Source organism: Sphingobacteriales bacterium, from assembly GCA_016719635.1.
Lineage (GTDB): Bacteria > Bacteroidota > Bacteroidia > Chitinophagales > JADIYW01 > JADJSS01.
This window is the reverse complement of record JADJYT010000002.1, coordinates 344,659-366,058: the sequence shown is the minus strand read 5'-3', so window position 1 is coordinate 366,058 and position 21,400 is coordinate 344,659. Positions and strand designations below refer to the sequence as shown.

The following is a 21,400-nucleotide window of genomic DNA, read 5'->3' as shown; positions in this document are numbered from 1 at the left end:
TATGAATAAAAGCAGTACTTTCTGCCTTACGTGATTTGTAATCGTAATTAAAAACAATTAATTAACGGGTATATTGGTATTGAAAAAGAAATTGTTTACTTTTACATTAGCAATTAAGGAGTTGATTTAAGTCAACTTATATGAAATATATTCAATGTATCCATGCATTGCAATCTTATTTGATTTTTACGTGTCTGCAGGGGTTAGTCGGTAATTACATAAAATAAAACAGATGAGTCGAATTTTACAAAGTGCATTTCTTATACTATCTATTGTTTTTGTTCAGGTATTTTCATATGCACAGTCGGACAGGGTTAAAACAGCCAAGGCTGAAACTGCTCCCGTGATTTTAGAAAATGCCAACACTGCGGTCTTGAAAAGTAAGGCAGAAACGGCGGCGTCAAAAATAGACATTCCCCAACCACCCGTTGAATTCAGAAGTTCAAATACGCTCCAGAAAAAAAACATGGATTCGCTGTCCGCGTTAAAAAATAATTCTGCGATATCCGAATCCCCAAACCTCAAGACTGCAAATACGGAATCATTCACAGATAATAGTGTCCGGTATTTAAAAGAAACACTGCCAGAACAGGCAACTGTAGCCAATTCCGAACGAAAGACGGTGAAACCGACTGCCTCCGTGAATTATAAACAGAGAGAAGTTAAACAGGATATTCATCCTGTTCAGGATTTCACTCATCCGCGGATTTCTGAAAGTAAAAGACTGTATCTGCAGCAGGAAGCGGATGATTTACAGGTTGAAATCAATCTAAACAGGACTAACCCGGATTACGATACAGCTAAAAAACAAAAGCAGTTAGAAGATATCAGAAAATTAGTACAACCGTAAAAATTATTGCATGAAGAGATTTTTACAATTTCTGCTTTTTATAGTTTGCTTCATAATTGAGTTTCGTTTGTATGCTCAATTAAACAATAATTGCTCGAATGCGATTCAGGTTTGTAATAACCAGCTTGCAGAACAATTGGACGATGGTCCCGGAACACAGGAATGCCCAACCGGAGGCTGTGGATGTATGTTGGCCGGTGAAAAGAATACAAGATGGTTTAAGATTGTTATTCAAACCGCAGGTACATTAGAGTTTACCATCCGTCCTTACAACGGAACAGCGGATTATGACTTCTCCCTGTGGAATATGGGAGTCGGAGGAACTTGTCCAACAGGTTCGGCTTTAGGCTTGCCGGACAGATGTAATTTTGCGGCTCCAAAATCCCCGACAGGTATCAGAGGGACTACAAACGGAAACTCAAACGGCGCATCCGGCAATTTATTCTCGAATAACATGAACGTTACTGCCGGTCAGGTTTTGTATTTGCTGGTAGATAATTACGATGGCACCCAGGAGGGATTTTACCTGGATTTTTTCGGCGGTGCACCCGGTTCCGGTACAGGAACAACTGCAACATTCTCTTGTTCTGGTGTCAATCAGTGTACAACCTGTAACGATGCAGACTGTAAATCCTATTACTTTGCCAGTCCGGATGACTATTCATTTGATGAAACTGCAGCCAATGGCGCCTGCCATTCTAATTTTGGGTATGCTACTGTCAAAACAGCAACGGTCTGTGGTAACTTTACCGTGCCCGCTCCGTTCACTACCGTTCAATTTCCAATAAACAGAGGATATGAAATAGTCACCACCAACGGTGCGAACACCACCACTTGTCTTAATTCAGCGGTCATCACTTATCAGGTGTGGGATAATTGTGCTTCGGCGGTACTTACTCCATCTTCGCCGGGAATTTATAATGGGTTGAACAACTCAACCAGTTATAAGGTATGTAAAACCATCACTGTTACAGGTGCGAATTGCTGGTTAAGCAGGATTTGTCTGCCGTACTGGACGATGGTACAGAACGATGTAATCTGTAATGCGGCAGATTTGACAATGAATGCCGCCCCTGTTGCCGGAACCAATGCCGGTGCCTCTTCTGATTTGGATGCAGGATGTTCCGGGTATCAGGATGTGTATTATAAGTTTACTGCACCTGCTTCCGGAAGGGTGCAGGTCAATGTGGTTCCCAGTGTCTCTTCCGATGTAAAAATCAGCCTGATAGGGCCTATGGCCGGATTGGAAGGCGGAGTTGATGATTGTAATTTATCCTGTTCTCAGCTAGGGGAGAGCAATGTAGTGATGGGCTGTAATGATGATGCCGGAACAGGAGGTACGGAACGTTTATTTACGTTTGTTATACCCGGGCAAACCTATTATGTATGGGTGAGCGGAACACTCTTCAGGCCGACGGCAACATTTACCGTACAGGTAACGGAAACCATAACCAATTCTGCCAATCCTACACCTGGACCGGACCTTGTTGGAACCCCGGATGTAATTCCTTCCAATGACCAGTGTGCCAGTGCTGTCAGCCTAAATCTGTGTGTTGGTCAGGCCGGAACAACTATTGGTGCAACCGCAGAATGTTCGGATCCGGATCCATTCTATGTGGATGCGCTGACTTTGGAAAATGATGTGTGGTATAAATGGACCGCACCGGCCAACAATAACAACAGTGAGGTTACTTTAACCGTTACGGGTGTTTCCTGTACGAGCGGGGAAGACGGAAGTACGGGAATTCAGTTTGGTATCTTCAGCGGAAGTTGCGCTTCATTAACGCCAATCAGTCATGGTACCACTTCATTGACATTTACGCCTGTTGCAGGTCAAACCTACTATTTTGTGATAGATGGTAATGCGGGTGCTCAATGTAACTTTAACATCCAGGTGAAACGTCCCTATATCTCCGCCCAAACATGCAATACATCCTCTACCTGCGCCGGTGGTGCCTTAAATGCTACAATGGGGATTACGTATTATGGCTCTAATCCCGGAACGAGATGGGCATACTGTAAGTCAGGCTCGTTTGGGTCCCCATGTACCATCAATTTGGATAACCCTGCCACGTATGATGTGTATAATCCCGGACAAGGATTACCCAATCCGGGATGTACTCCGGCTACCTACACATTTGTCGGATATATTTTAGCAGATAACGGAGTAACCACCATAGCATCCGGATATCCGGCACCACAACCTGCAACCGCTAACTGTGCGCGTTCTACGAATGCATGTACTTTCAATATTTATCCAAGCATTACGTCTACTTACACAATATCAGGGATGCCCTGTTCTCAAAATATAACTATAAATCCGGGATGTGCGAGTGCTGTAACTACTTCCGGCACCCTAAATCAGGGTCCTATGGCTACTGGTACTTCCGGCGCATACACGCCGGTTACCATTTCCTGGGCTGCACCATACAATATGGGTATTCCGGCAGGTTGCGGAAATGTGACGGTTAATAATACCTACAATTGTCCGTCGCCATCTTCTGATAATTGTACTAATGCGTTGCCTTTAACGATAGGTGCCGCACCGATTGCAACCAACAATACGAGCGCAGCCTATAATGCGGTCGAAGATTTCTCTTATTCGAATTGTGATAATTATGGAAAAGGAGTGTGGTTTTATTTTACCGCTCCATTATCCGGAAATGTAGACGTCAATGTGACCAGTGTAGGGGTTGGAAATGACTTTGATCCCGTTGTCTACATTTTTGAAGGCGTGGATACGATTGATATTTTCGGGACCATTTATTTGGATGGGGATGATTGTGCAAGTTGTATGGAATTTACCAACACGAATTCCAATCTGGACACCCGGGCGATTGATTGCGCAGATAACAATGGTTCAGGAGGTAATGAAATTATTAATCTGAGACATTTAACACCCGGAAACAGGTATTATGTTTTAGTGGATGGTTATGAGACGACAGGTTCCACGCAGACTGGTAATTTTTCGATGGATGTTGACAGTATCGGACCTAATGTATCTCCGCCTTCTAATGATAAATGTTTCAGTGCTACGGATATATCAAATATAGCCTGTAATGGCTATCAATCCATGAATGTTGATGCTACGTCCCCCTGTGATGAGGATCCTGTTTTTCCGGATGCTACCACGGAAAATACGGTTTGGTATATTTATGTTGCTCCTTACACAGGTTCATATACCTTTTCCTATTTTGACTCAAAAGGACTGGAATGTGCAGGCCACGCTGCCATCGGGGATAATCGGGTTACCCCGAATATTCCTGCATCCGCTGATGTGGGCGCTCCGGGTATTCAGTTTACTATTTATCAGGGTAACACCTGTTCTTCCCTGGCCACTGTTCCCAACTCAACGGTGAGTACAGGTACTTTTGACGGTAGTGTTACGGTCAATTTAACGGCCGGACAAAAATATTATGTAGCTGTAGATGGTTTTGCCGGAAATGAATGCACATACAAATTTAAGATTTACAACAGGCAGGTTTGCTGCAACACGGATTTGGGTGTTACGGAAAAAGGAGATACGGTACTATGTTACGGAGAACAGACCACCTTGGGTGTCTCTGCTGATCCGATACTTTTTGGTTCTAATGTATTGAGCAATCCGGTGATCGGATGGCAGTTTTCTTCGACTCAGCCGACAGGCGCATCGTTGGATCCCTTTGATGCATCCAATTCAGGTAAAGGATATTATGTTGGGCAGATAGATAGAAACTGTTCCGGAACCTCAACCAGAATAATCGATCAATATGCCAGCGATGTTCTAGATGAACAGGATATAGGTACACTCGACGGTACCATAACAAAAAATCTCGTCGTATCCGGATTTCCCGCAGGTGCTACCCTGCAGAATGCAAATAATATCGAATTATGTTTCTATTTCTTTGCGGAAAATATGGATAATATGTACATCCGTCTCAGGGCACCCAATGGAACAACCATTGTGTTGGCAGATAATGACTGCGGCACCAGAGACGGTGCATGGAGTGTGTGCCTGAATCAGTCAGCCGGTTCCGCTATTACGGCTTCTTGTCCTGCCAGTACTTCCCCGCCATCAACATTAAGCGGTAATTACACACCGGAAAATTCGTTTGCAGGACTGGTTGGAGTACCTCTAAACGGTACGTGGCAGTTACTGTTCAGCGATAATTATGCTGATTTTAACGGCATCTGGTATTATGGGTCCACATTGAAATTAACCTATGACCAAACTTACAGTAATTGCACCTTCAATGCTCATCATGGGGATTTGACCATCATTAATAATGATCCGTTTAAATATGGGCCTCAGCAGTTTTGGTTGACTCCCGTTACTATGGTCGATTATGATGCAACAACCGGTATATTAACGCCCGATTATACCTGTTATAGCTATGGCGCACCTGTAAAAATAACCATGCTGGAGAAGGTAACCACCCCAACTTTTACGCCAACCTGTGCTGCTCCCGGTGATGGCACTAACGGTGTTTTGCTGACAGTCACCTCTCCAACAGGCGGATTGCCGGGACTTCCAGGACCTCCGGAAACCTATACCGGAACGAATTCAACGGCAGCGAGCGGGTGGGATTATGGTACCAATATGGGGTCAGGAGGCAGTTGTACACCCGGTGCAGGTATGGATGCGGAAAGAACGATTACTGTTCCGGCTGCTGCATTTACCGGTACTCCGACACTGGCAACAGTAAATGATATCAAGGTTTGTGTAACATTGAACCATGAATGGATGCAGGATGTGGAGATGTATCTGGTGGCACCAAATGGCACTTGTATTCAACTCATGACAGATGTCGGGCCAAGCAGCATTGCCTCACTGACAAATGTTTGTTTTGTCGCTTCCGGCACCAACATCAGCACATACACCACCGGCAATTTATCCGGAGTTGACAGGGTTCCCGAAGGCGCATTAAGTACCTTGTTGGGAACACAACTGGAAGGTATTTGGAAATTACAAATTTTTGACGATGCTGCCGGCGATGCCGGAACATTGAGTAATTGGAACATTACACTGAACAATACTTCCGTGCCATCTACCGATACCTTTACTGTAATTGGCACAGGAGCTGCCGGAAGCATCAGCTACCCGACGCGTCCTGTTGGAGAAAGTGAAGTATCCAGTCCGTTTACAGTAGCTGACGGTCAGGCATGGAATGTACGGTTTGTAGACAATGCAGGTTGTGAGAGCCAGATTGGCGGAACTTACAATAAACCTAATTTAGGTACTGTTCTACTGGATACCAACGTATGTGACAGTTCTATTGTCGCATTCTCTACATCAAATCCGATTCCGTTATTTTCACAATACAAAGTTATGCTTGATTTTGATTCTTATCCGCAGGATGTGTCCTGGTTGATTTATGACGGTAATAATCAGGTAGTGGCATCCGGTGGAGGTTATGGCCCTACGGTTGGTGCGAGCACAACTACTACTCCTGCTACCATCAACCCGAATGACGGACCGTTCAGGTTTGTATTGTATGATGGTTATGATGACGGGTTTGGTTCAGGAGGTGGCTCTGTCAATAACGGTGGTATGAATACATTAAACTTTATTCGAATAGTGGAGGTACATGCCGATGGTACGGTGGATACGTTATTTAGCAACAATTATGCATTTTGTTCTTCGCTTTACTGTGTGGGGCCTGCTGCGTCCGTGTTTGGTCAGTTAGATGTTAATCTAGGTACGCCAAATGGCACATTTGCTACCGGAGTTTCCGTAACGCTGGAAAATAACAGGACCTGTACAGGTGCAACGGTTGCGGGTGCCGTTACTGTTAATTCCGATGGTACAGGTACTATTAATACCAATGCTGCAGGTGTAAATCCGGGAGCATCTTATTCCCTGCAGTATAGTTACATAGACCAATATGGGTGTGTAAAAACAATTTGCGGACCGCTGGATGTATTTCCAAGAATTCGTATATCCCCCACGATTAATTGTGCAGCATCACCTCCAACCGTTTCCGTCAACCCCAATTGTACCGGATGTAATGCTACCTATGTTGCCGAATATTCATATAACGGAGGAGCGACATGGACCACCGCTACAACTGCCAACTTTCAGGATATATTCACCTTTGCACATATAAAGAATGTATCCACGGGTGTGGTGGGATGTGAAGTCAGCAGCGCCAAGCTGGCGGATTGCCCTACCGTCTTACCGATCGAACTGATTTATATAAAGGCATTGCCAATTGATGATGAATATATCAAGGTGAGCTGGGCAACTGCGTCAGAATTAAATACAAAAACATTTGAGGTGTTACGAAGTACGGATGCCATTCATTTTACTAAAATTGGTGAGTTGCCTGCTGCCGGAAATTCAAATGCAATTAAAAATTATGCTTTCGACGATCATGACGTTTCTCCCGGTCTCATATATTACTATCAGGTTCGTGAGGTGGATTTGGATAATTCTTCCCAATTGACGAATATAGTCAACGCCCGAATAGATAAGGATAAATTCGAACTTATCAGTATTTATCCGAATCCTGTTTCAGACAATACCGTCATTACTACGTATTCTAAAGAGCCTGCAGACATCACACTGACGATTTACAATGATATAGGACAATTGATGAAAAATGAGATAAAGACGATGAAAGCGGGATTAAACGAATGGAAAATTGAAACGCAGCAATGGGCAAAAGGGGTATATTATTTTATTGTCACCAACGAACAGCAGCCTGTCACCAGACAAGTGATTAAATTGGAATAGTATCTAAAAAACCAAATAAAAAGGGTACTGTTAAGGTTATATATACTTTGCTGTACCATTTTGTTTTTTATATTCGTAATGTTTTTCAGAAACGTACAACCAATAACAAATGATAGTAGATGATGCTTTAGTAGATAAACTGGCAGATTTATCAAAACTGGAATTTGATAAAGAAGGTAAGGAAGCCATCAAGTCAGACTTATCGAAAATACTGAGCTTTATGGAAAAATTAAATGAACTGAACACGGATGGAGTGGAGCCGTTGGTGTATATCAATGAAGAAGCCAATGTTTTCAGGAAAGATGTGGTAGATTACCCGATATCCAAAGAAGAAGCATTGATGAATGCCCCATTGAAGGATAACGACTACATTAAAGTTCCCAAATTTGTCAAAGGAACTAAGTATCAATAAATAAGATTAAATCAGCAGTCAATATTCAAACTATGCCCGAACCCGTTATAACACTGAAAGGAATTACCCGTGAATTTAGCCTGGGTGATGAGGTGATTTATGCATTGAAGGGAATAGACCTGGTAATCGATCAAAATGAGTATGTGGCGTTGATGGGGCCGTCGGGTTCCGGAAAGTCTACGCTGATGAATATTCTCGGATGCCTGGATACACCGACCGCCGGACAATATTTTCTGCAGGGAACGGATGTCAGCAAGTCTTCTGATAATGAATTGGCATCTGTCCGTAACAGTCAGATCGGATTTATTTTTCAGACATTCAATTTAATTCCGAGGTTAACCACCATTGAAAATGTGGCTTTGCCCCTTATTTATGCCGGATGGGGAAAGAAACAACGGGACGAGCGTGCCATGGAGGTGCTGGCACAGGTGGGTTTAGGCGACAGGATGAAGCATAAACCGAATGAATTATCCGGTGGTCAGCGGCAGCGCGTGGCAGTGGCACGGGCATTGGTAAATAACCCCTCTCTTATTCTGGCAGATGAGCCGACCGGGAATTTAGATTCTAAAACATCCTATGAAATCATGAAATTATTTGAAGATATCCATACGCACGGAAATACACTGATCGTTGTTACCCACGAAGAGGATATAGCCTCCTATACCCATAGAATTGTCAGGATGAGAGACGGACTAATTGAAAGTGATCAGCCCAATCAGGCTATCAGAAAAGCCATGAATACACAGGTACAACCGGCTTAGAACTGAAACAATAGGGCCAGGTTCTTCGAAAATAATTTTATCGCAATTGATAACAGAATGATTCCAAAGACTTTCCTGAGTATATTGATACCGGTATCTCCGATCAGCAACTCAATCTTTGGAATGAAACGAATCACAAAGTATATTACTCCCAGGTTAATCAGTATGGCAATAAGAATCACATAAACATCGTATTCAGAGCGAAGAGATAAAAGAGTTGTCAGTGTCCCTGCACCCGCTATCATTGGAAAGGCGATTGGAACGACGGATGTGCTTTTTACAGAGGCATTACCAGATTTGAAGATATCCCTGTTGAGTGTCATTTCCAGCCCGACAAGAAAGATAACGATGGACCCTGCCAGTGAGAAGGAGGCCACATCTATGCCAATCAGGTTCAGAATCTGATTTCCGGTAAACAAGAAAAGAATCATAATGAAACCGGATACGATGGTTGCGTATTTGGCATCTACATGCCCGACCTTAGACTTAATATCAAGAATAACAGGCACAGAGCCTAAAACATCGATGATGGCAAACAATATGAGGGTTACGGTAATGATCTCTTTTAAATCCATTCTATGTGACTTTATATCATTTGCAAAGTTCTTTCTTTTAGTCGATACATTCTAATCCAAAACATTACTATTTTACTAAAATGTGTTATAAACCTATTCTGCCATCTTTCAGTATAGGGCAGAATTGTAATTTAAAGTTTCAGGATAAGTTGAAGAAGGGTGTTTGTAAGCAATAGCTCAGTCAGACATTCATTTTTTTAATTCAAAAGCCGTTTCAGTATTGGGTTATCAACAAACCGACCTGAAAATGAAAATAATTTTGATTTAAATTTCTAAAAAAGTTGTGTAAATTTGCAAATTAATATAAATTAACATTACTTTTGTCGAATAAATTAAAACCAAAGTCTTTATGAAAAAAGGTATCGTATTATTTTATGCATTGCTTATCTTGGTAAGTTCAGTGGCACTTGGTGCAAAAAAACCACCTAGAAACAGTAACAGTGCTGTGGGAAACAACCGATTCAGCATTGGCATCGGTATGGAAATCGCTGATTATTACTCTCCTGCACTTAAAAAACTATCCACATTCAAACATCCTGTGAAATTTGGACCGAGAATTACCGCATGGTATAATCCAAACTCTTCTGTAGCCGTTGGCTTAGAAGTGGGTACTCATGTATTTTCAGGAAAAGAAGATCCGACTTTACCCGCTATCAATACCTACAACTTACTATTTGCCGGTGTATTGGCCTACAAGTTTAACAATGGTTATATTTTAAAAGAAGATGCAGCCGTTTCTCCGTATATATTCGCAAAACTGCAGGGTTCTTGGGCGGAAACTCCGGCTACACGAGAAAGTGTCATCGGATTTGGTATTCCGGTCGGTCTTGGAGTCAACTTTAAAATCGCCGATAATGTTGCTTTAAACGTAAATGGCGGGTATAATTTTGCTATCAAAAACAATAACGATCATATCTTCTTTGGATTGGGTGTAATGGCTGACTTAGGAAAAGGTAAGAAAAAAGAAGAACCGGCTCCTGTAGTAGAAAAACCGTTAGATACGGATGGTGACGGTATTATCGATTTAGATGATGCTTGCCCGACCGTTCCGGGACTGGCAGAATTTAACGGTTGTCCTGATACGGACGGTGACGGAATAGAAGACAGTAAAGATGAATGTCCTACTATTCCAGGTATTGCCGAATTTAACGGTTGTCCTGACAGAGACGGCGATAAAATTCCGGATGCTAAAGATGCATGCCCGGATGTACCAGGTATAGCCAAATACGGCGGTTGCCCGGATCCTGACAGAGATGGTGACGGTATCATCAACGAAAAAGACAAATGCCCGGATGTGGCAGGTGTTTTCTCCGCAGAAGGTTGCCCTGACAGAGATGGTGACGGTGTTCAGGATGCAGATGACAAATGTCCGGATGTACCTGGACCTGCTTCCAACAAAGGATGTCCTGAAGTAAAAGAAGAAGCTAAGAAAAAATTAGCGTTTGCTGCTCGTGCTATCCAGTTCGAAACGGGTAAAGCTGTTATCAAGCCGGCTTCTTACAAAGTATTGGATGAAGTAGCTTCTATCTTGAAAGAATATGCTTACTACGACGTAAATGTAGATGGTCACACAGATAATGTAGGCGATGACAACTTTAACCTGAAATTGTCTCAAGACAGAGCAGCATCGGCAGTTGCTTATCTGGTTGGAAAAGGAATTCCTGCCAGCAGATTGGTGTCTGCAGGTTATGGTGAAGCAAAACCGCTTGCTGACAATAAAACTGCTGCCGGCAAAGCACAAAACAGAAGAGTTGAATTTAATTTGCTGTTCAAATAAATTTTAGCTGAAATAATTGAAAAGGGCTGCAATTTGCAGCCCTTTTTTTATATTTGTTTTCTATGAATAAAAATCAGGATACAGGCTTTTCGCGCTATGAACGCAACGGAATTATTTTTCTTTGCTTAGCCATTTTTACAAGTATCATTCTGAAGAAATATGTTGTACAACAGTTTGCAGAAGATCGTCCGCTGACTGTGGAAGATAATCAGAAAATAACCGGCCTGCAGCGGCAAATCGATAACGCAAGGGATAGCTTCAGGTACAACAAAAATAAAAGCAACCCCTACGAAATTGCCGGCAATAAATATGCCTATCAGAATAATCCTGCAACAACAGACAAGAACCCAAAACCAGATTTTAAAATAGAAATAAATGCCGCTTCCGCCGCAGATTTTGAAAAGCTGTATGGAATCGGTAAGGTTTTGTCACAACGCATTGTAGATTTCAGGGATAAGCTGGGCGGGTTTTATTCCATTGAGCAAATAAGAGATGTCTGGGGTATACAGGATTCAACCTATCAGCGCTTCAGAAAACAGCTTGCCATAAAACCGGCTAAAATCCGAAAGGTAAATATCAATACGGCTTCGTTTGAGGAGTTGACTTCCAATCCGTATTTTTTTTCTACCATTGCCAAACAGATTATCGGATACCGTACCAAAGTAAGGCCATTTGAAACGGTGGAGGATATAAGGAATCTGTACTATGTGAAAGACCACCCCGAACAGTTTTACAAGTTGCAGCCATATGTTCTGGTAGAATAAACTTCCGCAGGCCTTACATGTTTACAAATCATACTAAAAAATGTATCTTTGCACAAAATTTAAAAGATGAATTTCGAATACTCAGAAAACCAGCAGATGATTGCACAGACGGTAAGGGATTTTGCCGAAAAGCATATCCGCTCATTTGTGATGGAATGGGACGAAACCCAGCATTTCCCTATGGAAACATTACAGAAATTGGGTGATTTGGGATTAATGGGTATCCTGATTCCGGAAGAATATGGCGGCGCAGGATTAAGCTACCATGAATACATTACGGCACTTATTGAAATTGGAAAAGTAGACAGTTCCCTGTGCCTGTCGGTTGCTGCCCATAATTCACTATGTACCAATCATATTTACAAATTCGGCAACGAAGAACAACGCAATCGCTGGATTCCAAAACTGGCTTCCGGTGAGTGGATAGGCGCCTGGGGGCTGACAGAACCCAACACCGGTTCGGATGCGGGCAGGATGAAATGTGTGGCACACCAGGATGGAGATGAATGGGTTATCAACGGAACGAAAAACTTCATTACACATGGCAGGAGTGGCCATGTCGCCGTTGTAATTGTCCGTACGGGAGAATTGCTGGACAGTCATGGAATGACGGCTTTCGTGGTGGAACGGGGTACACCCGGCTTTAGCGGAGGCAAAAAGGAAAACAAACTGGGTATGCGATGTTCTGAAACGGCGGAGATGATATTTGACAACTGCCGGATTCCAAAAGAAAATATTCTTGGTAAAGCGGGGGATGGTTTTGTACAGGCTATGAAAATACTGGACGGCGGAAGGATCTCTATCGCAGCTTTAAGTATCAGTATTGCCGTTGGGGCATATGAAGCTGCGGTGAAATATGCTAAAGAGCGAGAGCAGTTCGGTAAGCCGATTTCGGAGTTTCAGGCTATTGGATTTAAGCTGGCGGATATGGCCACGCAAATCGAGGCGGCTAAATTATTGACTTTTCAGGCTGCTGACATGATGATACGCGGCGAAAAAATGACCAAACAGTCTGCCTTTGCCAAATATTATGCTTCTGAAATTGCATGCAAGGTATCCAATGAGGCGGTTCAGATTTTAGGCGGTTATGGCTATATTAAGGACTTTCCGGTAGAGAAATTCTATCGTGACGCTAAGCTGTGTACCATTGGCGAGGGAACTTCGGAGATTCAGAAGCTGGTCATCAGCCGCGAAATACTGAAAGGGAACATTTAACATAAAATTCTTATTTTCAGATTTACACATTTTTAAATTTTCAAATTAATTGCTATCTTTGCAATCCAAATCTTAACAATAAAAGAGGTATTATACTATGTTAATCGTTGACGCAAGAGAATCAGAATCTTTAGACAGGGCGCTAAAGGTATTTAAAAAGAAATTTGAAAAGGCCGGTGTTGTGAAACAACTCCGTGCCCGTCAGGCTTTTACGTTGCCTTCTGTAAAAAGAAGAACAGCCGTTAAAAAAGCCGTTTATATCGGGAAACTTCGCAGCATAGAGGATTAATAGTTGCGCAATTCATTTTTTTTGCCTAATTTAATCTTCCCGATAAAGGAAAAGATTAACAGAAGCGAAAAATGACAGAGGCGTTCCTTAACTATCTTCAATACGAAAAACGATATTCCGCAAAAACTGTAGAGTCTTATAAATCAGATATTCTGCAGTTTTTTTTATTTCTAAAAAATGAGCTTGAACTGGAAAACCCTTTATTGGTCAGGAACAATCAGGTGAGGGCATGGGTGGTGGAATTGGTAACCAAAAATAGCAAGCCTGCCAGTATCAAAAGAAAAATCTCCGCACTCAAATCCTTTTATAGATATTACCAGAAAAAAGGAGAAATCTCTGCGAACCCTGCCGGTAAGATTAACGCTCCGAAACTGCCGGAACGCCTGCCCAAATTTGTGGAGCAGAGTAAAATGAATGACTTGCTGGAACCTTCTGCAAATTTCTTTAAGGATACCTTTGATGGCCTGCAGGATAAGCTGATTGTGGACATGCTGTACTCCACCGGCATGCGTCGTCAGGAACTGATTAATTTACAATGGAGCGATATTCATTTTGTTACAGGCCAATTGAAGGTTACCGGAAAGGGAAATAAACAACGCATCATTCCTATAGGAAAGGAGTTGACGCATTCACTCCAGTTGTTCCAGAGATTACAAAAAGAAAAACTCAAAAATATCCCCTTTTCTTCTTATGTTTTTTTAACGGACAACGGAAACCAATTATATCCGAATCATGTTTACAGATTAGTGAAGAAGTATGTCGGATACTGCAGTACGGTAGAAAAGAAAAGCCCGCATGTGCTGCGCCACTCGTTTGCCACGCACATGAGCAATAATGGCGCTAAACTGAATGATATAAAAGAACTGCTGGGCCATGCCAGTCTGGCATCCACGCAGGTCTATACACACAATACGATAGAACAATTAAAGGAAATTTATAAAATCGCTCACCCCAAAGCTTAAGCCTATGATACTTTTTTAAAAACAGATGCTTTATTGGTAACGAGCACCTTGCTCCTGACCTAAAAAATGTATTACTAACCCAATTCATTAAACTTTGTAAATTTTAGTATTATGTCAATGAAAATTCAAATCCAATCGCTGCATTTCGATGCTGACCAATCGCTGAAAGAGTTCATCAACCGGAAACTGACAAAGCTGGAAACGTTCTATGACCGCATCATTGATTCGGACGTTATTTTAAGTTTAGAGCAACTGAACACCCAGGTAAAGGATAAAGTAGTCGTCATAAAAACCAATATACCCGGCAATACGCTGGTTGCCAAAGAAAAGAGCAAGAAATTCGAGCAGGCGGTAGATATGGCCGTAGATTCATTAAAACGTCAGATTGAAAAAATTAAAACGAAAAGCAAGGAATAGATAGCAATTTTCTGATAAATAAAATGCGGCCATTGTGCCGCATTTTTAGTTATACTTATCCATAAAATTCATTATCATTTGAGTAATTACTTTATCTTTATATAGCCCGCTGCCACAAGCAATAGACCCAAAGGATAGGACGGCATTATGCTTTTTTTCTATAATGGTAATATCGCCGCCGCCATTATCCGGATTGGTGCCTTTGGCTAAGACAACTGTATTTTTTGGCGAATTATCGTTTGTTTTATCCGTTTCATCGCCGCTCGTTCCTCTTCCGTCTATTCCGCATTTTCCAAATTCGTCATTGTTCTTAAGAATACAATTTTTGTACAACCAATGATCTGCTTTTACTGCTTTATAACTGCAATACGATTTATATCCGGCATCTGTATAGGCGTTTCCCCAGTATTTTGCTTCATTTGAAAAAGGAGTTCTCCAGAGGCCGGCCGGTATGAAGGTATTACTAAAAAAAGTACCGTCTTTTCTGCATTCTATAGTGTTGAAATTATCGGAAAACCGGACTTTATAATAGGCCTGATTACCGCCTAATGAAATGACATTTTTTGTGGCAGTATAATTCCTTAATGATTCAAACATCTTAGTTGAAAAATATTCACAGTGTTGCGCGAAAATGATTGTTTTCACATTCGTAAATAACTCAGGATGTGCTTCTAAATAATAATCAGGATAGACATTACACTGATATTTTTCATAAAAGAATTTATAAATGTTGTGAAAAATAAACAGATCATGACCAACCAAAACACTGTCGAACAAACAAGAGACCAATGGCCTTTGCGTAGAAATATAATATACGCAACTATCATCTTTAGTATTTACATAAAAACATTTTCCTCCATAATAATTATAAGCATGCCAGGTGGTAACGGGGGCTAATACGATAACAGAGGATTGCTGAATACTGTTGATAATAACTGGGATATTAAAAACGCCTGATGAATTGGTTAATCGAATACAATAGGTACCCGGCAGCAAATGAGCAGTTTCAATTTCAACAGTCGCTTTTTTCCTTTTTGACAAAGGGATATCTTTCAGTTTTTGAAAAGAATAATAGTCATTCGGTTTTAACAATTGTACAGATTTTATGGCGGAAACATTCTGTAATGCTACACTTATTTTTTCGCCTTGCGTGTAAATTATTTTTCCCGTAAAGCCTGAAGGTGTATGTTCATACGTCTCTCTTGGTTTTGTGTCTACATTCGGTCTGCTGCCTAAATCAGCATCCTGTTTTACCTTTGTAAAAACTGTTTTTAAAGTATATTTTTTTATTCTTCGTTTTAGCTCCTCTTTATAGGTTTGCCGCGATATAAAATGCTTCTTGAAAACAATATTTAAAAATTCTTCATTCAAGACATCCATGTAATTATGTTCAGTAGTTTTTTTGGCATAAAAAGCCAATTCGTTTAATATAGCATATGTTAGCGGATTAAAAATGAAATCAGGTAAACTGTCCCGGTAAGGAAAATAATTGTACTCACTAATCTGTAAGCTATCTACATAGCAGGTGTCTTTTGCCCAGGTATAAGCATACAGTTTCATTTTTTGAACGGTCATCGTGTCCGGAGTTTTCAGCAGTAGATTAATTAAGTACCAGTTGCCGGTAGACGTTTGTGCCAGATATCGTGTCCCAACCCAGCCGGACCACGGTGTTTCTGCAGCCAGATTTACTGTACAGTGCAGCGACTGTACTTTTAACGTAATAATATAATAGGTATTGGGTTTTATTGTTGTCTCTATGGTAAAACCGTAACTATGATCGGATGTAAGCTGTACAGCGGTAATACCTTCTTTGTTTTTTGCAACAATACCTATATCTACCAGTTTGAAATTGGAATTTTGGCGGACCGTATCACTTGCAGTTATTATATATGAATTGGATAATCCTCCATTTTTGCAGGCCCAAATACCAATAGTAAATACTGTTATAAAAAAGAATAAAGTATATTTTGTCGCTTTGTCCATAAACAATAAATATCGGAAATCAAATAATAAATGCTCACTGATTTAATAGCGGCCAAATTCAAAATTAACATTTTAGATATTAGCCCTTCGAAATATATTCAATAATAAATCCAGTGAAGTATACGTTATCAAGGGCACTCACCTATTAAATATTCATCGCCATTTATAGAAATAACTATTATGCTGCCATCTAATGTTCCAGTTACTGCAAGATCAGATGAAGAAAAATCATTGCCATTAAAAGTAACAATGTTGTAATCCGGGTATAATGGCCCTTCATCTTTACAGGGGCAATATGCTGTGTGCCATTCTGGTGGTGGTAGAGTACCACATTCACCAACAATTTCCCCTATAGGACAGCTAGTATTCAAGTAATTAATGTTTATCCAATTTTTATTGTATGTGAAAATTCCAGAGACAGGAATATTATTGTTAAAAGATACTACTAGAGAGAAATAATTATCTCTTCTGCATTTCCAGTATTTACACAAACCAGAATCTAAATCCGCGCAATAATTTGCTGATAATTGACACTCACTATAAAAAGTAGACAAACAGTATGTTTTTTCTGGAACATTGGATGGCAAAGTTCTGAAACCACCCTCCAGCGTATCATATCGCCGGCCGTACACGTTTTCCGTATAGGCTATTACTTCATAATGCGTGTCGGGTTCCAGGTCATCTACCTCAAACGAGAAAAGTATATCTGTCAGGTCAGTGGCTTCCAGCACGGTCATTACGTTAAAAGTTTTTCCATATTTTATCCCGCGTTTCAAAAGCGGAGCCTCTTCCGGCAGTTTAACCGAAGCGGCTTTCAACGTGGCTGAGGTGGAGTCGATATTCTCGGGTTCCCGGGCAGTGGGTTTGGTGATCAGGCGTTTGTTGTATTTAGTCTTGAGCCAGTAAACCTCGTAGGCGCCGGTACTTCCCGCTTCCTCCATGATTTTCTGCCTGAAATAGTCATAATCTATCCAGGCAAAACCGTTTTCGCCCCAACCCTGGCCTGCAGAGTTCATAATTTTATAAGCGTTGCGGGCATCGTCCCAGCCGCACAGCACCATGGCGTGGGCGCCTTTGATTTTACCCACTTTACTGTTCCAGACACCGGGTATCCTGTTTTTACCCCTTGCTACAAATCCGGAGTCCACATCTATTCCAAACATGATCGGGTAACCATGATGAATATACGCTTTTAAATTGCCCGGGGTGAGATCCGAAATCCGGTAGGCCCCATAAGTAATAAAATACTCCGCGTTGTCGTTTTGCTCCGCATTGGGTTGTGTGGCGCAATCGCTGTAGCCCGCCCAGGGCATTTTGGCCCAGGTACAAACCCCTTTGTCGCTTAGCATCTGAAAGACCAACAAATATGGTACACCGATATCACAATTTACCCCTTGTTTTAGCTGGTTAAATACATAGCTGGGGCTCATTACGGTATTTAATCCGCTTTCGTATTCCGTCAGTTTATGATCGCGGTAAAGGTGGTAACTCCGGGTAGCATAGGCGGCCGCAAACGCACAGCAACTGGCTTCATCCGGCCCCTGGTTTTTTACCGGCGGCATGGTCAATGAAAACGAGGGCTCAAATCCCCTGATCCTTTGGTCCTGCGAAAGCATGGAAGTATCGCCAATGGGGATCATTAAAACCGAATCGGGGTCAGAGCGGATAAAACCATTCCAGTTGATATCCGTTTCGGGAGGCAATTCATCGCTTTCTTTCTTACAACCCTGTTGTATTACTGCTGATAAAATTAATAGCAGGAATAAAAAAATTAATTGGTTCTTTTTCATAGTGGTTTATTTTTTGAGTATAAATAAATTAGTGTAAGATGTACCTTTTGAAATAAGGGATCTAAGAAGAAGAGGTGGAAAGAATGGTAGTCGTTGTCCGGTAAAAACTACTACCCTGCAGGGTAGTATAATTTGGACGATGGACGATGGCCTGCTGTACGGTAAGACCTTGTTAATCATGCATTAAATATGCAAAAAAAAAGCATTAAAAAGCAAATTTTCAGATAATTTTATCTTAAGTAAAGCGCATGCATTCCCACATGCAGCCCAATGTCTCTTTTCTCAGCAGAGTCTCTCGTAGAGGACCTTCGCCGTTGTTGGTATGCGGTACAGCAACAAGCGTGGCGTGCCAACAAGATGAGCTTACAATAATTGCCCTTGGCAGGTGTTTTTTTCTCAGCAGAGTCCCATGCCTTTGTTGGTCTCCATGCCTTTGTTGGCCTTCTTGACCAACAAACTGTCTGCCGGATAAAAGCCTCAGATAATTGGATAAAGCAAGAGGAGTTAAATTTGCCGCAAGGCATACTCAGATTTCTTTTCACAGCAGAGTCTCTCGTAGAGGACTCTGCGCCATTGTTATGTATGTCCTTTTATTATTTACATTGTCCCTTTCAGGAGACATTGCTTAAAAGGTAGCTTTTTTGGTGAGTAGAACGAAAATTATTCCCCAAACTTTAAATTATCATAAACCTTTAACAATTTTACCCACAATAGCAAAAAATCAGATTTTAATTGTATATTTGCACTCCGAAAATTGGGGAAGTTTCGCCATTTTTCTGTTAAGTTCTTGAAAATAAATGAGTTTTGTGCCGATGTAGCTCAGTTGGCCAGAGCAGCTGATTTGTAATCAGCGGGTCGGGGGTTCGAATCCCTCCATCGGCTCACAGTTACAAAGCAGGGTAAGTAGCCAAGTGGCCAACGGCAACAGACTGTAAATCTGTCCTCTTCGGAGTTCGGTGGTTCGAATCCATCCTTGCCCACAAAAAAAGACATGAAAATAGTCGGGATGACTATAGACAAATATAAAGAGTTCTTTAAAATTGAAAGTTATAAGTTGAGTTGCCTTTTAAAACGGACTCCTTTAAATTTTCAAAGTGATCATGCGGAAGTAGCTCAGTTGGTAGAGCGACAGCCTTCCAAGCTGTAGGTCGCGGGTTCGAGCCTCGTCTTCCGCTCAAAAAATGTAGTTTGATGAAGCGAACAAAGCACTCAGACTCTATCGCCGATGTAGCTCAGTGGTAGAGCACTTCCTTGGTAAGGAAGAGGTCGCGGGTTCAATTCCCTTCATCGGCTCAAAAAAAAAAAATTTTTAAATTCAAATAAATTATTAAAATAGTTAAAAAAACAAATCATGGCTAAGGAAAAATTTGTAAAGGATAAGCCGCACGTTAACATCGGAACCATCGGTCACGTTGACCACGGCAAAACCACTTTGACAGCTGCAATTACGTATGTATTGTCAAAATCAGGATTGGCAGAAAAGAAAGATTATGATTCAATCGATGCTGCTCCGGAAGAAAAAGAAAGAGGTATCACCATCAACACGGCACACGTGGAGTATGCAACGCAAACTCGTCACTATGCGCACGTTGACTGTCCGGGTCACGCGGATTATATCAAGAATATGATTACGGGTGCTGCTCAGATGGACGGTGCTATCCTGGTGGTGGCTGCTACAGACGGACCGATGCCTCAAACAAAAGAACACATCCTTTTGGCTGCACAGGTAGGTGTACCCCGTATGGTGGTGTTCATGAATAAAGTGGATTTGGTAGATGATCCGGAATTGTTGGAACTGGTGGAAATGGATATCCGTGAAGAGTTGACTAAACGTGGTTATGATGGTGACAATACGCCAATCATCCAGGGTTCTGCCATCAAGGCATTACAGGATGATGCTGATGGTACTGCACAAATCGATGCATTAATGAAAGCGGTAGATGAGTGGATTCCATTACCTCCGCGTCCAATCGATCAACCATTCCTGATGCCGGTAGAAGACGTATTCTCCATCACAGGTCGTGGTACGGTGGCTACAGGACGTATCGAAAGAGGGGTGGTAAAAACAGGCGAACCGGTAGAAATCATCGGATTACAGGAAAAATCAATGGCTTCAACCTGTACAGGGGTAGAGATGTTCCGTAAAATATTGGACATCGGCGAAGCTGGTGAAAACGTAGGTATCTTATTGCGTGGTATTGAGAAAACCGATATCAAACGTGGTATGGTTATCTGCAAACCGGGTTCAGTAACGCCGCATACTGAATTCAAATGCGAGGTGTATATCCTGAGCAAAGACGAAGGTGGGCGCCACACACCATTCTTCAACAAATACCGTCCTCAGTTCTACTTAAGAACAACAGACGTAACAGGTGAGATCGAATTGCCTGCAGGAGTTGAAATGGTAATGCCTGGTGATAACGTGACACTGACGGTAAAATTAATTTACCCGGTGGCGTTGGAAAAAGGACTGAAATTCGCAATCCGTGAAGGTGGCAGAACAGTTGGAGCTGGTCAGGTTACAGAAATTATTAAATAATCAGTATATCCGTCATTAGTCATTAGTCAGTTGTATTAGTGGCTAATGACTATATAGACGGGTGTAGTTCAAGGGTAGAATAGCGGTCTCCAAAACCGTTGATGGGAGTTCGAATCTCTCCACCCGTGCAAAGAAAAGAAAATGGATACTATAAAATCATATCTGCAGGCCTCTTACGAAGAGTTGACGACCAAGGTGACATGGCCAACCTGGAAAGATTTGCAGGCGAATGCAGTGATTGTGGCGGTAGCCTCCATGATTATTGCGTTGATAATCGGGCTCATGGATATGGTTTCTAATATTCTATTCAGTGATATAATTTATAAAATAGCAGGTTAACAGCCTACTTTT

At 41.7% G+C, this 21,400-nt stretch carries 15 protein-coding genes and 5 tRNA genes; 17 read left to right on the top strand and 3 right to left on the bottom strand.

Translation table 11 applies throughout. The features are described from left to right. Nucleotides 1-232: 232 nt before the first annotated feature. From IPM95_05815 to IPM95_05800, 4 genes are all read left to right on the top strand, one after another. Nucleotides 233-850 (top strand): hypothetical protein, encoded by a 618-nt coding sequence (locus IPM95_05815; protein MBK9328831.1) that lies wholly within the window; start codon nucleotides 233-235, stop codon nucleotides 848-850. 10 nt (nucleotides 851-860) lie between these two features. After that, a complete protein-coding gene (locus tag IPM95_05810; GenBank protein ID MBK9328830.1) occupies nucleotides 861-7,565 on the top strand; it encodes a proprotein convertase P-domain-containing protein in 6,705 nt (2,234 codons plus the stop codon). A 109-nt stretch (nucleotides 7,566-7,674) separates the two neighbouring features. Further along, nucleotides 7,675-7,977 (top strand): Asp-tRNA(Asn)/Glu-tRNA(Gln) amidotransferase subunit GatC, encoded by a 303-nt coding sequence (gene gatC / locus IPM95_05805; protein MBK9328829.1) that lies wholly within the window; start codon nucleotides 7,675-7,677, stop codon nucleotides 7,975-7,977. Between the two features lie 32 nt (nucleotides 7,978-8,009). Beyond that, nucleotides 8,010-8,738, top strand: coding sequence for an ABC transporter ATP-binding protein (locus IPM95_05800; protein MBK9328828.1), 729 nt, complete (start codon nucleotides 8,010-8,012; stop codon nucleotides 8,736-8,738). Here the strand turns inward: IPM95_05800 and IPM95_05795 are convergent. Continuing rightward, on the bottom strand, nucleotides 8,735-9,313 hold the full coding sequence (locus tag IPM95_05795) for a MarC family protein (GenBank protein MBK9328827.1): 579 nt from the start codon (nucleotides 9,311-9,313) through the stop codon (nucleotides 8,735-8,737). The two genes, IPM95_05800 and IPM95_05795, sit on opposite strands and share 4 nt — an antisense overlap. Before the next feature lie 349 nt (nucleotides 9,314-9,662). Between IPM95_05795 and IPM95_05790 the strand changes: the two genes are divergently transcribed. From IPM95_05790 to raiA, 6 genes are all read left to right on the top strand, one after another. Continuing rightward, nucleotides 9,663-11,090 (top strand): OmpA family protein, encoded by a 1,428-nt coding sequence (locus tag IPM95_05790; GenBank protein ID MBK9328826.1) that lies wholly within the window; start codon nucleotides 9,663-9,665, stop codon nucleotides 11,088-11,090. A 62-nt stretch (nucleotides 11,091-11,152) separates the two neighbouring features. Then, complete coding sequence (locus tag IPM95_05785; protein MBK9328825.1) at nucleotides 11,153-11,854, top strand: helix-hairpin-helix domain-containing protein; 702 nt, start codon at nucleotides 11,153-11,155, stop codon at nucleotides 11,852-11,854. 66 nt (nucleotides 11,855-11,920) lie between these two features. After that, the gene (locus IPM95_05780) at nucleotides 11,921-13,069 is read left to right on the top strand and encodes an acyl-CoA dehydrogenase family protein (protein ID MBK9328824.1); all 1,149 of its coding nucleotides are present in this window, start codon (nucleotides 11,921-11,923) and stop codon (nucleotides 13,067-13,069) included. A gap of 97 nt (nucleotides 13,070-13,166) precedes the next feature. Then, nucleotides 13,167-13,358 carry a 30S ribosomal protein S21 gene (locus IPM95_05775; protein ID MBK9328823.1) on the top strand — a complete coding sequence of 64 codons (192 nt, stop codon included), beginning with the start codon at nucleotides 13,167-13,169 and terminating at the stop codon, nucleotides 13,356-13,358. 71 nt (nucleotides 13,359-13,429) lie between these two features. Then, a complete protein-coding gene (locus IPM95_05770; GenBank protein ID MBK9328822.1) occupies nucleotides 13,430-14,320 on the top strand; it encodes a tyrosine-type recombinase/integrase in 891 nt (296 codons plus the stop codon). A 117-nt stretch (nucleotides 14,321-14,437) separates the two neighbouring features. Continuing rightward, entirely contained in the window at nucleotides 14,438-14,737 is a 300-nt protein-coding gene (gene raiA, locus IPM95_05765; GenBank protein MBK9328821.1) for a ribosome-associated translation inhibitor RaiA, read from the top strand. Between the two features lie 45 nt (nucleotides 14,738-14,782). On the opposite strand, the gene IPM95_05760 is transcribed toward raiA, so the two are convergent. Further along, entirely contained in the window at nucleotides 14,783-16,720 is a 1,938-nt protein-coding gene (locus IPM95_05760; GenBank protein MBK9328820.1) for a hypothetical protein, read from the bottom strand. Between the two features lie 128 nt (nucleotides 16,721-16,848). After that, the gene (locus IPM95_05755) at nucleotides 16,849-18,510 is read right to left on the bottom strand and encodes a C1 family peptidase (GenBank protein MBK9328819.1); all 1,662 of its coding nucleotides are present in this window, start codon (nucleotides 18,508-18,510) and stop codon (nucleotides 16,849-16,851) included. Between the two features lie 808 nt (nucleotides 18,511-19,318). Here IPM95_05755 and IPM95_05750 point away from each other — a divergent pair. The 7 genes from IPM95_05750 (at nucleotide 19,319) to secE (ending at nucleotide 21,388) form a co-directional block, all read left to right on the top strand. After that, a tRNA-Thr gene (locus IPM95_05750) sits at nucleotides 19,319-19,392 on the top strand. A 15-nt stretch (nucleotides 19,393-19,407) separates the two neighbouring features. Continuing rightward, nucleotides 19,408-19,490: transfer RNA gene (locus IPM95_05745), tRNA-Tyr, on the top strand. Between the two features lie 122 nt (nucleotides 19,491-19,612). Then, a tRNA-Gly gene (locus tag IPM95_05740) sits at nucleotides 19,613-19,685 on the top strand. A 46-nt stretch (nucleotides 19,686-19,731) separates the two neighbouring features. Beyond that, nucleotides 19,732-19,803 (top strand) — tRNA-Thr (locus IPM95_05735). Between the two features lie 58 nt (nucleotides 19,804-19,861). After that, nucleotides 19,862-21,049, top strand: a complete 1,188-nt coding sequence (gene tuf, locus IPM95_05730; protein MBK9328818.1) for an elongation factor Tu — start codon at nucleotides 19,862-19,864, stop codon at nucleotides 21,047-21,049. 57 nt (nucleotides 21,050-21,106) lie between these two features. Then, nucleotides 21,107-21,177 (top strand) — tRNA-Trp (locus tag IPM95_05725). Nucleotides 21,178-21,190: 13 nt separating this feature from the next. Beyond that, a complete protein-coding gene (gene secE / locus IPM95_05720) occupies nucleotides 21,191-21,388 on the top strand; it encodes a preprotein translocase subunit SecE (protein MBK9328817.1) in 198 nt (65 codons plus the stop codon). Nucleotides 21,389-21,400 lie beyond the last annotated feature (12 nt).

Coding starts and splice junctions, on each gene's coding strand:
- IPM95_05815 (MBK9328831.1), top strand. CDS start 233: ATGAGTCGAATTTTACAAAGTGCATTTCTTATACTATCTATTGTTTTT.
- IPM95_05810 (MBK9328830.1), top strand. CDS start 861: ATGAAGAGATTTTTACAATTTCTGCTTTTTATAGTTTGCTTCATAATT.
- gatC (MBK9328829.1), top strand. CDS start 7,675: ATGATAGTAGATGATGCTTTAGTAGATAAACTGGCAGATTTATCAAAA.
- IPM95_05800 (MBK9328828.1), top strand. CDS start 8,010: ATGCCCGAACCCGTTATAACACTGAAAGGAATTACCCGTGAATTTAGC.
- IPM95_05795 (MBK9328827.1), bottom strand. CDS start 9,313: ATGGATTTAAAAGAGATCATTACCGTAACCCTCATATTGTTTGCCATC.
- IPM95_05790 (MBK9328826.1), top strand. CDS start 9,663: ATGAAAAAAGGTATCGTATTATTTTATGCATTGCTTATCTTGGTAAGT.
- IPM95_05785 (MBK9328825.1), top strand. CDS start 11,153: ATGAATAAAAATCAGGATACAGGCTTTTCGCGCTATGAACGCAACGGA.
- IPM95_05780 (MBK9328824.1), top strand. CDS start 11,921: ATGAATTTCGAATACTCAGAAAACCAGCAGATGATTGCACAGACGGTA.
- IPM95_05775 (MBK9328823.1), top strand. CDS start 13,167: ATGTTAATCGTTGACGCAAGAGAATCAGAATCTTTAGACAGGGCGCTA.
- IPM95_05770 (MBK9328822.1), top strand. CDS start 13,430: ATGACAGAGGCGTTCCTTAACTATCTTCAATACGAAAAACGATATTCC.
- raiA (MBK9328821.1), top strand. CDS start 14,438: ATGAAAATTCAAATCCAATCGCTGCATTTCGATGCTGACCAATCGCTG.
- IPM95_05760 (MBK9328820.1), bottom strand. CDS start 16,720: ATGGACAAAGCGACAAAATATACTTTATTCTTTTTTATAACAGTATTT.
- IPM95_05755 (MBK9328819.1), bottom strand. CDS start 18,510: ATGAAAAAGAACCAATTAATTTTTTTATTCCTGCTATTAATTTTATCA.
- tuf (MBK9328818.1), top strand. CDS start 19,862: ATGGCTAAGGAAAAATTTGTAAAGGATAAGCCGCACGTTAACATCGGA.
- secE (MBK9328817.1), top strand. CDS start 21,191: ATGGATACTATAAAATCATATCTGCAGGCCTCTTACGAAGAGTTGACG.